At 58.3% G+C, this 13,420-nt stretch carries 11 protein-coding genes; 9 read left to right on the top strand and 2 right to left on the bottom strand.

Features of this window, described 5'->3' with window-relative positions; genetic code table 11:
• Positions 1-198 precede the first annotated feature (198 nt).
• From OKC28_RS17950 to OKC28_RS17915, 8 genes are all read left to right on the top strand, one after another.
• Positions 199-1,875 (top strand): sensor histidine kinase, encoded by a 1,677-nt coding sequence (locus OKC28_RS17950; RefSeq protein ID WP_270690693.1) that lies wholly within the window; start codon positions 199-201, stop codon positions 1,873-1,875.
• 75 nt (positions 1,876-1,950) lie between these two features.
• On the top strand, positions 1,951-2,655 hold the full coding sequence (gene btsR, locus OKC28_RS17945; protein ID WP_270690691.1) for a two-component system response regulator BtsR: 705 nt from the start codon (positions 1,951-1,953) through the stop codon (positions 2,653-2,655).
• Between the two features lie 142 nt (positions 2,656-2,797).
• Entirely contained in the window at positions 2,798-4,219 is a 1,422-nt protein-coding gene (locus OKC28_RS17940; RefSeq protein ID WP_021139957.1) for a carbon starvation CstA family protein, read from the top strand.
• 288 nt (positions 4,220-4,507) lie between these two features.
• Positions 4,508-4,846: a DUF3302 domain-containing protein gene (locus OKC28_RS17935; RefSeq protein WP_005314799.1), complete on the top strand. Its 339-nt coding sequence runs from the start codon at positions 4,508-4,510 to the stop codon at positions 4,844-4,846.
• Between the two features lie 3 nt (positions 4,847-4,849).
• Positions 4,850-5,887: an HlyD family secretion protein gene (locus OKC28_RS17930; protein WP_005314797.1), complete on the top strand. Its 1,038-nt coding sequence runs from the start codon at positions 4,850-4,852 to the stop codon at positions 5,885-5,887.
• 101 nt (positions 5,888-5,988) lie between these two features.
• Entirely contained in the window at positions 5,989-7,749 is a 1,761-nt protein-coding gene (locus OKC28_RS17925; RefSeq protein WP_212540640.1) for a DEAD/DEAH box helicase, read from the top strand.
• Positions 7,750-7,854: 105 nt separating this feature from the next.
• Positions 7,855-9,300, top strand: coding sequence for a D-alanyl-D-alanine carboxypeptidase/D-alanyl-D-alanine endopeptidase (gene dacB, locus OKC28_RS17920; RefSeq protein ID WP_021140934.1), 1,446 nt, complete (start codon positions 7,855-7,857; stop codon positions 9,298-9,300).
• Between the two features lie 220 nt (positions 9,301-9,520).
• On the top strand, positions 9,521-9,784 hold the full coding sequence (locus OKC28_RS17915; protein WP_005314790.1) for a GrxA family glutaredoxin: 264 nt from the start codon (positions 9,521-9,523) through the stop codon (positions 9,782-9,784).
• A gap of 61 nt (positions 9,785-9,845) precedes the next feature.
• On the opposite strand, the gene OKC28_RS17910 is transcribed toward OKC28_RS17915, so the two are convergent.
• Positions 9,846-10,058, bottom strand: a complete 213-nt coding sequence (locus tag OKC28_RS17910) for a DUF1653 domain-containing protein (RefSeq protein WP_005314787.1) — start codon at positions 10,056-10,058, stop codon at positions 9,846-9,848.
• Between the two features lie 392 nt (positions 10,059-10,450).
• Between OKC28_RS17910 and OKC28_RS17905 the strand changes: the two genes are divergently transcribed.
• Positions 10,451-11,665: a pyridoxal phosphate-dependent aminotransferase gene (locus OKC28_RS17905; RefSeq protein WP_005314784.1), complete on the top strand. Its 1,215-nt coding sequence runs from the start codon at positions 10,451-10,453 to the stop codon at positions 11,663-11,665.
• A gap of 64 nt (positions 11,666-11,729) precedes the next feature.
• On the opposite strand, the gene OKC28_RS17900 is transcribed toward OKC28_RS17905, so the two are convergent.
• Complete coding sequence (locus tag OKC28_RS17900) at positions 11,730-13,205, bottom strand: YfcC family protein (RefSeq protein ID WP_270690685.1); 1,476 nt, start codon at positions 13,203-13,205, stop codon at positions 11,730-11,732.
• Positions 13,206-13,420 lie beyond the last annotated feature (215 nt).

Genomic DNA, 13,420 nt, shown 5'->3' with positions numbered 1-13,420 from the left:
TCATGCTCCACCCAGCAATATCAACCCTTTGGCGATTACACAAATATCAATTTAACATGCTGATTTAATATGGTTTTATTTCACGTTTCTGGCAAACTGTGCCCGTGTTCGGGTCGGGGGCGCCAGCAGAACAAGATCCTGATCACATTTGCCCATCCCGGCCGCCTTTTTTGGTATGAACTCTGAGGAACGTTTTTTATGCAGTTGGTCCTCTCTCTGCTTCAACAGATGAGCGTCAGCCTGGTGATCGCCTACCTCTTCTCCAAGAGCCCCCTGTTGCGTCCCCTGGCCAACTATTCCGTAAGGATTCCTCACAAAATACTGATATATATCATTTTTTCTTGCTTTTGCATCCTGGGCACCTATGTAGGACTGGATATTGACGATGCCATCGCCAATACCCGTGCCGTCGGTGCCGTGCTGGGGGGACTGCTGGGGGGGCCGCTGGTGGGTTTTTTGGTCGGACTGACCGGGGGTCTGCACCGTTACACCCTGGGGGGATTTACCGACCTCGCCTGCGCCATCTCCACCACCTGCGAAGGACTGTTGGGCGGACTGGTGCACTGGCGGCTGATGCGCTCGGGACGTATGAATGCGCTGTTCGAACCCAGGATTGCGTTCTTCACGACATTTGGCGCTGAGATATTGCAGATGGTCATCATACTGCTGGTGGCGACCCCCTTTGACAAATCCCTGCTGCTAGTGCGCACCATAGCCACTCCCATGATCCTGGCCAACTCCTGCGGTGCGGCGCTATTTATCAGCATGATCCGCGATCAGCAGCGGATGTATGAGAAGTTCTCCCGAGTCTTCTCCGCCAAGGCACTCACCATTGCCAACCGCACCGTCGGCATCATGAGCCAGGGTTTCACCGCTGAGGCAAGCAGCAAGATAGCCCATATCGTAAAAGAGGAGACAGGGGTCGGCGCCGTCGCCATCACGGATACCGACAAGATCCTCGCCTTCATCGGCACGGGGGAAGATCACCACAAACCGGGAACCCCCATTGCCTCCGCCATCACGCTGCAGGCCATTGCCCAAAACAAGGTGCTGTTTGCCGATGGCAACAGCCAGCCCTACCGCTGCAGCCTCTCGCCCCAGTGCCAGCTTGGCTCTGTATTGGTGATACCGTTGCACGGTGATGAGGGGGTGATAGGCACCATCAAGCTCTATGAGCCCAAGAAGCGGCTGTTTCTCAAGATCAACCACACGCTGGGGGAAGGGATAGCCAACCTGCTGTCACAACAGTTGCTGGCCGGGCGACTGGAGCAGCAGCAGCGCCTGCTGGTGCAATCCGAGCTCAAGCTCATTCAGGCCCAGATCAATCCCCATTTTCTGTTCAATACCCTCAATACCATCAGCGCCATTACCCGGCGCGATCCGGACAAGGCCCGGGAACTGCTGCTGCACCTGTCGCTGTTCTTTCGCAAGAACCTCAAGCGCCAGAGTGGCCTCGCCACCCTGCAGGAAGAACAGGAGCACTGCCAATCCTATCTGGAGATAGAGCTGGCCCGCTTTGGGGACAGGCTGACCGTCATCAACGAGATCCCGCCTCATCTTGCCAACCTGAAATTGCCGAGCTTTACCCTGCAGCCGCTCATCGAGAATGCCATCAAGCACGGCATCTCGACCTTGCTGGAGCAGGGATACATCCGCCTTTATACCGAAGAGCATCAGGAGAGCGTGACTATCTGCGTGGAGGACAATGCCGGCACCTGGCAGGAGAAACCCGCAGGGGATGGTCTGGGCATGACCATAGTGGATCGGCGCCTCAAGAGCGCGTTTGGCAATCGTTATGGCGTCAGTGTCAGCTGTGAGCCGGAGCGCTGGACCCGCGTCTCCTTCACCCTGCCCAGGGACGCATCCGGATGCTGAACCTCCTGATATTGATGGGGTGCACTCCCTCCCCCCATGGCCACTCACCCATTGTCACTCTGTTCAGGAGATCCCATGATCCGCACACTCATCGTCGATGATGAACTCTATGCCCGTGAGGAGCTGGCCCTGCACCTTGGCCAGGACCCCGATATCGAGATCCTGGGCCAGGCGGCCAATGCCATCGAGGCTTTGCCACTGATACAGCGGCTCAAGCCGGATGTGGTGTTTCTCGACATCCAGATGCCCAAGCTGAGCGGCATGGAACTGGTCGCCATGCTGGATCCCCTGCCCCGCATCGTGTTTGTCACCGCCTTCGATGAGTACGCCATCCAGGCCTTCGAAGAGAACGCCTTTGACTATCTGCTCAAACCCGTGGAGCCGGCCCGGCTGGCCAAGACGCTAAGCCGCCTCAAGCAGGATATCAGCCCCCAATCCATGGCGATGCTGGCTCCGGCTATCCGCCACATTCCTGGCTATTTGCACAACCGGGTGCGGCTGCTGCCCATCGAGCAGGTGGAGTACGCCTTCTCCGATCTCAGCGGTGTGCACGTCGCCTGTCAGGGCGAGCTGTTTCATACCCAGCTCACCCTCAAATCTCTGGAAGAGAAGACCCCCCTGCTGCGCTGTCACCGCCAGTATCTGATCTCTCCCGGCGCCATCTTCGAGATCCAGCTGCTGGAAAACCAGCTGGCCCAGATCGTTACCCCAAGCGGCGCCCGGGTACCGGTCAGCCGTCGCTACCTCAAGGAGCTCAAAGACGAACTGGGACTGGAATAATAGCGTGGGACTGTGCGCCGGATCACAGCCGGCGACCACTCGAGTCACCATGGCGCCGCTCGGCGCGTTTCACCTGCCCTTGACAGACGACCCCATTAGACTGGCTGCGCACACCATAAAATAACAATGCAGGAGCGTAGCAATGATCTGGTTCTTCCTCTGTGTCGGCTTACTTGTCGCCGGCTATTTCATTTACGGCAAGTTCATCGAGCGGATATTTGGCCCGAAACCCGAGCGCGCCACCCCCGCCATCACCATGGCTGACGGTGTGGACTATGTGCCCATGTCGGACAAGAAAGTCTACCTGGTGCAACTGCTCAACATCGCCGGCGTCGGTCCCATCTTCGGCCCGATCCTCGGCGCCCTCTATGGGCCGGTCGCCATGCTCTGGATCGTATTCGGCTGCATCTTTGCCGGTGCTGTGCACGACTACTTCTCCGGCATGCTGTCGGTGCGCGCCAAGGGCGCCTCCGTACCGACCGTGGTCGGTGAACATCTGGGCACGGTCGCCAAGCACTTCATGAACCTGTTTGCGGTCGTGTTGCTGATGCTGGTGGGCGTGGTCTTCGTACTGAGCCCGGCGGGCCTGCTGGCCAACCTCACCTCCACCGATCTGGTCTACTGGATTGTGGCGATTTTTGCCTACTACATCCTCGCCACCATAGTCCCCATCGACAAGATCATCGGTCGCTTCTATCCCATCTTCGGCGCCCTGCTGGTGTTCATGTCGGTCGGCCTCATCATAGGTCTCATCGTCTCCGGCAAAGGCTTCTACAACACAGGGATGGACTTCTCCAACCTGCACCCCACCGAGCTGCCGCTGTGGCCGCTGCTGTTCATCACCATCGCCTGTGGCGCCGTCTCCGGTTTTCATGCCACCCAGTCGCCGCTGATGGCGCGCTGCATGCAGAACGAGAAATCCGGCCGCTTCATTTTCTACGGCGCCATGATAGGTGAAGGGGTCATCGCCCTTATCTGGTGTACCCTGGGACTCTCCTTCTACGACAGCACAGAGGCGCTCAACGCCACCATGGCCAGCGGCGGCCCGGCGGCAGTAGTGCATGAAGTGTCCACCAGCCTGCTCGGCACAGTGGGCGGCATACTGGCTATCCTCGGCGTGGTGATCCTGCCCATCACCTCCGGTGATACCGCGTTTCGCAGCGCCCGCCTGATTGTGGCTGACTTCCTCAACCTGACCCAGAAACCCATGGCCAAGCGTCTGCTCATCGCCATCCCCATGTTCATCCTTGGCTTTATCATCTCCAAGGCGGAGTTCGGGGTGATCTGGCGCTACTTCGGCTGGGCCAACCAGACCACGGCCGTGATCATGCTGTGGGCCGCGGCGGCTTATCTGGCCAAAGAGGGCAAGCTGCACTGGGTCTGCACCATTCCCGCCATGTTCATGACAGCCGTGGTGTTCACCTATCTGGCCAATGCCCCCATAGGTTTCGGGCTGGAGATGGGTATTTCCACCGTTATTGGCCTGGCATCCACCGCCGCCATTACCATTGCCTTCCTGCTGAAATACCGCCCGACCCTGGTCAGCAACCCAGGCGAAAGCTGAGCATCCTGCTGCAAACAAAAGGGGGAGCCAAATTGGCTCCCCCTTTTTCGATCATCCGCGGCGGCTGGCAAGCACAAACAGGCGGCCTGTGTCACCAACCAAACGCGCACCTTTTCGCTCGTAAAAATGAGTCCTGCATCAATGTTTAATTATTCCATCCTGCTTAAGCTTCGATACAAGATCAGGCTGTAAAATCCCGCCGAATCCCGGATAAATATGTGATCTTTAATTGCTTTATCTAAAATTGAATCCAATGATTGGTTGTGCATCAAACCTGTGGAGACACCCATGTTCCTTGATTATTTTGCCCTTGGCCTGCTCTTCTTTGTCGGGCTGGTCATGTTCTACGGGATCATAGTGATCCACGATATTCCTTATGAAATAGCCAAACACCGTCAGCACCCCCATCAAGATGCCATTCATGTGGCGGGATGGGTCAGTCTGTTTACCCTACATGTGCTCTGGCCCTTCCTCTGGATCTGGGCCACCGTCTATCGTCCTGATCGCGGCTGGGGCTTCAACCAGCGTCTGCAACAGGATGAAGACGAGATACAGCTTCTCAAGCAGGAACTCGCCGATCTCAAGGCACGCATCGATACCATCCAACAGACTGAACAACAGGGATAAATCATGGACCTGCTACTGATCCTGACCTACACGGCCCTGTGTGTGGCCGTGTTCAAGATTTTTCGCATCCCGCTCAACAAGTGGACTGTGCCCACGGCAGCGCTGGGCGGCGTGCTCATCATCGGCACCCTGATCATGCTGATGAACTACAACCACCCCTACTCCGAAATGGCCCGCAACTACTACGTCTCCACACCGATTGTTCCCCTGGTAAAGGGGCGGGTTGTCGAGGTACCGGTACAACCCAACCAGCCGGTGAAAAAAGGCGACGTGCTGTTTCGTATCGAGTCCGAACCTTTCCAGCTGAAGGTGGATAGCCTGAGCGCGCGACTCGACGCCAATAGTGAACACCTCAAATCCATCGAGGCCAGACTGCGTTCTGCCAGACTGGACAGGGATCGCGCCAGTGACTTGATGCGGCGGGGAGTTGGCAAGCAGCGGGATCTCGATGTCACGCAAGCGAATGTGGACGACATAGTGGCCCAGATTGACCAGCAAAAAGCCACCCTGGAAGATCTGCAAGCCCAGCTGAACGAGGCAAAATACCAGCTGGCACAGACAGTGGTTTATGCCCCCAGTGATGGCCATGTGGTGCAGCTGGCCCTGCGCCCCGGCATGATTGCCACCCCTTTCATGTATCGCCCCGTGATGACCTTCATCCATAAAGACGATACCGCCTATGTCGGCTGGTTCTGGCAAAACAGCATGCAGCGTCTGGCAATTGGTGACGAGGCCGAAGTGGTGATCGATGGTATCCCCGGCAGGATCTTCAAAGGTACTGTCACCGCCGTGGTGCCGGCTATCGCCGCCGGCAATGTCCAGGCCAATATTGGTCTGTTGGATCAGACAACAGCGGTGCGTCCGGGTCGTCTGCCTGTGGTCATCTCCATCACGGATCCCGAGTGGCACAAGTATCAGGTGATCGCTGGCGCCAGTGGTCAGGCCGCCATCTATACCCAGCACTTCCACCATGTTTCCGTGATGCGCAAGGTGCTGCTGCGCATGGCAAGCTGGATGAACTACGTCTTCCCCTTCCATTAATCAGAATAAGGGATCCCAGCGGGCCGGCATCATGCCGGCCCGCTGTTTTTGTGGCGCCAAGATCCCTATAATGGCGCCATCCTGCACCACATCCGTTCCCCATGTTTGTTCTCAGACCCTATCAAATCGACGCCGTCAACGCCGTTATCAGTCACTTTCGTCGGCATCCTGACCCTGCTGTGGTAGTGCTGCCTACCGGTGCGGGCAAGAGCCTGGTGATCGCCGAACTGGCCCGCAAGGCCCGTGGCCGGGTGCTGGTGCTGGCTCACGTCAAGGAGCTGGTGGAGCAGAACCACGCCAAGTACGAAGCCTGGGGACTCAAGGCCGACATCTTCGCCGCTGGTCTGGATCGCAAGGAGGCCAAGGCCCAGGTGGTATTTGGCTCGGTACAATCGGTCGCGCGCAATCTGGATGCCTTCGATGGCGCCTTCTCGCTGCTGATCATCGATGAATGTCACCGGGTGTCGCTGGATGACGAGAGCCAGTACCACCAGGTGTTGGGCCATCTCAAAGCCAGCAATCCGTCCCTGAAAATTCTCGGCCTCACCGCCACGCCTTACCGCCTGGGGCTGGGCTGGATCTACCGGCGTCACTATCACGGCATGGTAAAGAGCCATGGCGAGCGTCTGTTTGGCGATTGCGTGTTCGAGCTCCCCTTGCGCTTCATGGTGAAAAATGGCTATCTGACGCCGCCGCGGCTCATCGACGCCCCCATAGTCCACTACGACTTCAGCAAGCTGGTTGCGCGGGAGAATGGCCTGTTCAGCGAGGCGGATCTCAACGGCGAGCTCAAACGCCAGCAACGGGTCACCCCCCATATCCTGAGCCAGGTGCTGGAATATGCAGCCGACCGGCAAGGAGTCATGATCTTCGCCGCCACCGTCGAACATGCTGGTGAGATCCAGGGGCTGCTGATTGCCAAATCCCAGACGGCGGCCCTCATTACGGGCGAGACACCGGGCCCGGAGCGCGATGCCCTCATCAGCGCCTTCAAGGCGCGGGAGATCAAGTTTTTGGTCAATGTGGCTGTGCTCACCACAGGTTTCGATGCCCCCCACGTCGATCTCATCGTCATGCTGCGCCCCACCGAGTCGGTGTCGCTCTATCAGCAGATCGTGGGCCGCGGCCTGCGCCTCTCACCAGGCAAGGCCGATTGTCTGGTGCTCGATTACGCTGGCAACAACTTCAACCTGTTCGCTCCCGAGGTGGGTGAACCCAGACCCCACGCTGGCACCGAGCCGGTACAGGTGCCCTGCCCGGCCTGCGGCTTTGCCAACACCTTCTGGGGCAAGACTGATGAAGAAGGCAAGGTGATTGAACACTACGGCCGTCGCTGTCAGGGGCTGTTTGAAGATGACGAGGGCCACCGTGAGGAGTGTGACTACCGCTTTCGCGCCAAGGTGTGTCCCGCCTGTGGCGCCGAAAACGACATCGCCGCCCGCCGCTGCCAGAGCTGTGATCAGCTGCTGGTGGATCCGGACGACAAGCTCAAGGAAGCCCTCAATCTGAAAGACTGCATGGTCATTCGCTGCGCCGGTCTCACCCTCACAGCGGGCCGTAGCAAACAGGGGGAGCGGCTGGAGGTGACCTATCACGATGAGGATGGTCTTACCCTGACGGAGTACTTCGGTTTTCACTCCCCGGGTGCACGGCGCTTGTTTCAACAGCGCTTTGTGCGTCATCATTGGCCCGCCCCGGGCCTGGAGCCGGAATTCACCACTCTGGAGAGCGTGCTGGCCGCATCAAACCAGTTTCGTCACCCCGACTTTGTCATCGCCCGCAAGTCAGGTCGCTTTTGGCAGGTGAAAGAGAAAATTTTTGATTATGAAGGCCGGTACCGCGCCGCCAATGCCCTTGGCTGAGCGCGGATCATACCTTGCAGCGACAGGCTGGCCGGTGAACGTAAACATATTGATTATCAGGGTGGGTAGCGCACTACCGACCCCTTCGTTAAGTTAGAGGATCTTATGCAGCGGCTGTTGATTGGTTTTTGTGCTCTATTTTCCACACTTGTTCCAACTCTGGTTCAAGCCGCCACGCTGACGCCGCCCAAGGGGGGCCAGTACGCCATCATAGTGCAGGGCAATGGCGGCATAGAGTTCGCCCGCAATGCCGATGACATGATAGCCCCCGCCTCCACCATGAAGGTGCTCACCGCCCTGGCGGCACGGCTCGAGCTCGGTGCCGACTTCCGTTTTGCCACCGATATTCAGGCCCAGCCAGGTGCCAAACAGGGTGATGCCATCAATGGCGACATCTGGATCAACTTCGTCGGCGACCCCACCTTGTCACGGATGGATCTGCTGGCCCTGTTCAAGCAGCTCGGCGTCAACCGCATCAAGGGCAATGTCTACGTCAATACCGGTGCCTATAACGGTTATGAGCGCGGTAACGGCTGGTCCTGGGGGGATCAGACCCTCTGCTTCGCCGCCCCTGTCTCCTCTGTCATCATCGACAAGAACTGCGCCTACGCCACCATTACAGCCACCCAGATTGGTCGCCCCGCCACCGGCAACGTCGCCACCGGCGTGCCCATCGGCATTGGCACCGACAGGGTGGAGGTGATGAGCTATGGCGACATGGCGCGTCAGTTCTGCGCCCTGGAAGTCGACATGGCCAAGGGCAACTTTTATGAGCTCAAAGGCTGCATCACCCCCAACAAGGAACCCCAGGGGCTGCGCTTTGCCATCCACGACGTGGAAGCCTGGGGCTGGGACAACATCCGCTGGGCAATGGACAGAGCAGGCATAGCACACGAAGGGCTGCTTCAGGTCACCCACAAGGCACCAGGCAGTGCCGAGACCCTGGGGACCCATTACTCTGTCTCATTGCCCATCATGCTCTCCAGGATGCTGAAGAAATCGGACAACCTCTACGCCGACACCTTCCTGAAAACGGTAGGCCGCCACTACTACAACAAGCCGGGCAGCTATCGCAGCGGCACCATGGCGGTACGCGCCATCCTGACCAAGCAGGGCATAGACCTCGGCAATGCCACCCTGGCCGACGGCTCCGGCCTCTCTGCCCACAACCTCATCAGCGCACGCCAGATGCTGTCTGTGCTCAACTTCATCCAGAAAAATGATGCCGAACTCGGTCTCATCAAGTTGCTGCCCAGCTCTCAGGTGGATGGCACCCTGGCCTGGCGTCGCAGCGTTACCGCCCCCATGATGAAAAACCGGGTGCATGCCAAGACAGGCACCATCACGGGTACCTCCAATCTGGCCGGTTTTATCGACACAGTCGGTGGCCAGCGCAAGGCGTTTGTCATGTTCCAGCGCGGCCTGTCGCAGGACCCGGCCACCCACGAGCGCTACCGTGCCAGCAAGGCACCCTGGCCCTGGACCGTATTTGAAAAGGGAGTGCTGGAGAGCATCTACCAGCAACAACCCATCCAGATTATCGAACAGTAATGCGGGGAGCCACCTTGCCAGCAAGGCGACTCTTATGCCCTGAACAAGGCTCGAGAAAGGAGTGCTGGAGAGCATCTACCAGCAACAATTCATCCGGCTCATCGAGCAGTAATACGTCGGCTTATCGGAAAGGGCGAATGGTCATATCGACAATTTGCACTTTGATCGGTACCGAGGCAGGGCTATGCTGTGCCCTGCCTCAATTCAACGGAGAGAGAAGATGTTTGCAGTGATTTTTGGTCGTCCCGGTTGCCCCTATTGTGTCCGTGCCAAGCAGATCGCCGAGCAACTGGTTGAACAGCGTGACGATTTCAATTTCCGTTACGTGGATATCCACGCAGAAGGCATCACCAAGGAAGATCTGGCCAAGAGCGCCGGCAAGCCGGTCAATACAGTGCCGCAAATCTTCCTGGACGAGCAGCACATCGGTGGCTGCACCGATTTTGAAGCCTATGCCAAAGAGAACCTGGGTCTCTACCAGTAAGCTCTACTCCATAGAAAACAGGCGCCTGATGGCGCCTTTTTTTATGGTGAAAATGACAGACTCAACCCCCCATCGGCGTAAAGCGGCTCACCACCTGCCCTTGATGCTCGATCCACTCCATGAACATGGCCACAGGGCGAGCATAGACAACCCCATCCTGCTCGGATTGGTAGACCACCAGCTGCTCCCGGGTTTCGGTGTGCAGGGCCAGGGTGAGTACCTGATAATAGCCCCCCTTGAAGTGGCGATAACGGCCGGGCGCGGGTGCATGCATGGACATACCTCTGTGAGTGCGGGCTCGATGAACAAACGAAGAAGAAAGCCGCAGGCCCTGTTGTCTGCGCCCTCTTTATTATTCGCTGGCACGGGCGAGAAGACGATTTAGGGCCCAAGCCAATCGTGCCATTGGATACGAATATTTCAACACAGTCGGGTAGCTTTGTTAATCAGCCCCTCATCTTTCACTAGTGAACCTCGGTTCACACAAACGATCGTGCTGAATTTAACGTTTCAGCAACCCTGTTTTTAGGCTAAAAATCAGGGAATTCTACTAAAAAGAAGATTGTTCTAGCATTCAATTCTGTGAAGAATAGGGGAAAAGAAATTTGATACTAAAAATCGCCTTTTTCGCCAACGCGTCCCCACGGGGAAGGAAGCACACTCACCATGTTCACTATCGACAAGTCGCACAAGCTCGACGATGTCTGCTATGACATTCGCGGCCCGGTGCATAAAGAAGCGCGCCGTCTCGAAGACGAAGGCCACCGCATCATCAAGCTCAATATCGGCAATCCGGCCCCGTTTGGTTTCGATGCGCCAGAAGAGATCATCAAGGACGTCATCCTCAACATGCCGCTGAGCCAGGGCTACTGCGACTCCAAGGGACTGTTTTCTGCCCGCAAGGCGGTGATGCAGTACTACCAGCAAAAAGGGATGCGCAAGGTCGACATCGACGACATCTATATCGGCAATGGTGCCAGCGAGCTCATCGTGATGGCCATGCAGGCGCTGCTCAACAACGGCGACGAGATGCTGGTGCCCTCCCCCGACTACCCGCTCTGGACTGCTGCCGTCACCCTCTCCGGTGGCCATGCGGTGCACTACCGCTGCGATGAAGGGGCCGACTGGTATCCGGATCTGGATGACATCCGCGCCCGCATCACACCGCGCACTCGCGGCCTGGTGCTGATCAACCCCAACAACCCGACCGGCGCCGTCTACGGCAGCGAGTTCCTGCTGGAAGTGATCGAGATAGCCCGCCAGCACAACCTCATCATCTTCGCCGACGAGATCTACGACAAGATCCTCTACGACGACATCTCCCACACCAGCGTCTGCACCCTGTGTGACGATGTGATGGTGGTGACCTTCAACGGCCTCTCCAAGGCCTATCGAGCCTGTGGCTTCCGTCAGGGCTGGATGGTCATTACCGGGCCCAAGGGCCGTGCAAAGGGGTATATCGAGGGGCTGGAGATGCTGGCCTCCATGCGACTGTGTGCCAACGTGCCCATGCAGCACGCCATCCAGACCGCCCTCGGTGGCTACCAGAGCATCAACGAGCTGATCCTGCCGGGCGGTCGCCTGCGCAAGCAGCGGGACAAGGCGTGGGAGCTATTGAACGAGATCCCCGGGGTCTCCTGCGTCAAACCCAAGGGGGCGCTCTACATGTTCCCGCGCCTCGATCCCAAGGTGTACGACATTCGTGACGACCAGAAGATGGTGTTCGACCTGCTGCAGCAGGAAAAGCTGCTGCTGGTGCAGGGTACCGGCTTCAACTGGCCGGCGCCGGACCACTTCCGGCTGGTGTTCCTGCCCCGGGAAGAGGAGCTGGAAGAGGCCATCGGTCGCCTCGCCCGCTTCCTCAAGGGCTACAAGCAGTAAGCACGGCTCATGAAAAAGGCTCCTTCGGGAGCCTTTTTGCTATCTGTCGTTTGCAGCTGAATCATCAGCCATGCAACAGGGTGCCCGCCACCAGCACAGCCATTGTGATGAGGGCCACCCCGACGATGAAGGGCAGCACCCAGCGCACGAATCGCTCGTAGGGGATCCTGGCGAGCGCCAGTCCCGCCACCAGATGGGCTGCTGTGGGAGCGAACAGATTGATCCAGCCGGAGGCGGATTGATAGGCGGTGATCACCAGATCCCGCGAGATGCCCGAAAAATCCGCCAGCGGCCCCATCAGCGGCATGGAGACGGTCGCCAGCCCCGAGGTTGAGGGAATAAAAAAACTAAGAATGATGTGCACCAGATAAGCCATCAGGATGAAAACCGACGAGGAGAGGCCGGTCACCAACCCTTCGGCCCAGTGCAAGATGGTGTCTATGATGACGCCCTGCTCCATCACCACATAGATGCCACGCGCCACCGCCACCACCAGCGCCACGCCGATGAGATCCCGCGCCCCGTTCAGGAAGGTCGCCACATAGTTGGACTCGGGCATCCGGTTGATGAGCGCTATCAGGATGGAGGCGCTGAAAAACAGGGTGGAGAGCTCGTCAAACCACCAACCCAGGGTCGGCAGCAGGTCTATCCCCAGATCCGCCCAGGGCACCACCGCATAGATCATCAGCAAAAAGGTGCCAAAGAACACCAGCATGGTGAGCTTCTGCTTGCCGGTGAAGGCCGAGTCACTGCGCTTCATCTGGGAAAACTCATCGTCATAGGCGATGTCAGCCAGCACGGAGCGGGACTTGTCCTGCTGCACCTGCTTGGCGTAGCGCATCACGAACCAGGAGGCGAAGACCACCAGCAGCAACCACTGGATGACCCGCAGCCCAATCCCCTCCCCGATGGGAATGCCGGCAAAACCGGAGGCGATGCCGGTGGCAAACGGATTGACGGTAGAGGCGAGCACCCCGACGCCGGAGCCAAGCAGGATGATCCCCGCCGCCACCATACGATCGAAGCCCGCCGCCATCATGACCGGCACGATGAGCGCCCAGAAGGCCACCGTCTCTTCCGCCATGCCGAAGGTGGAGCCGCCGAGGGCAAACAGAGCGATCAGCACCGGGATCAGCAGCCGCTCGCGCCCGGCGAAAGTGCGCACTATGGCCCCCACCCCCGCATCCAGCGCCCCGCTTTGCATGGTCACCGCCAGAAAGCCGCCGATGATGAGCACGAACAGCGCCACGTCGGCCGCCTTGTGGAAGCCCTGAATGGGGGCCTTGAGCACCTCGAACACCCCTTGCGGCTGGGCGGGTAGCTCGGTGTAGCTGCCGGGCACAGGCAGCAAGCGCTCATCACCGCTGTAATCGGCCACTGTGGCGGCCGCAACCGGCTGCTGGCTCTTGGCGGTGACATAGTCATATTTGCCCGCCGGCAGCACCCAGGTGAGAGCCGCCATCAGGGCGATGATGATGAAAAGCAGGGTATAGACAGTGGGGAGTTGGCGCTTCTTGGGCGCCTCATGTGGGGTGGTCATAGCTTCCATTCCTCGGCAGCGCCGTCATGTGATCCGACAGCGCAAGATTAGCGGGTTTGATATGGGGAAAAGGTGATCGCGGATAATAAAATTTCGTGATTTCACCAGATTGTTGACAAAAAAACAGGGCCCCGCAGGGTAATGCCGATCAGTTAAGGATCCATTGACCGATCCTGCTGATGTGTAAAAATCCGAAACCTATTGATTGGTTTCGG

Origin of the sequence: Aeromonas sp. D3, from assembly GCF_027705025.1 — a bacterium.
Lineage (GTDB): Bacteria > Pseudomonadota > Gammaproteobacteria > Enterobacterales > Aeromonadaceae > Aeromonas > Aeromonas salmonicida.
Note: the sequence above shows the minus strand (reverse complement) of the source record. Positions and strands in the feature narration are given on the sequence as shown.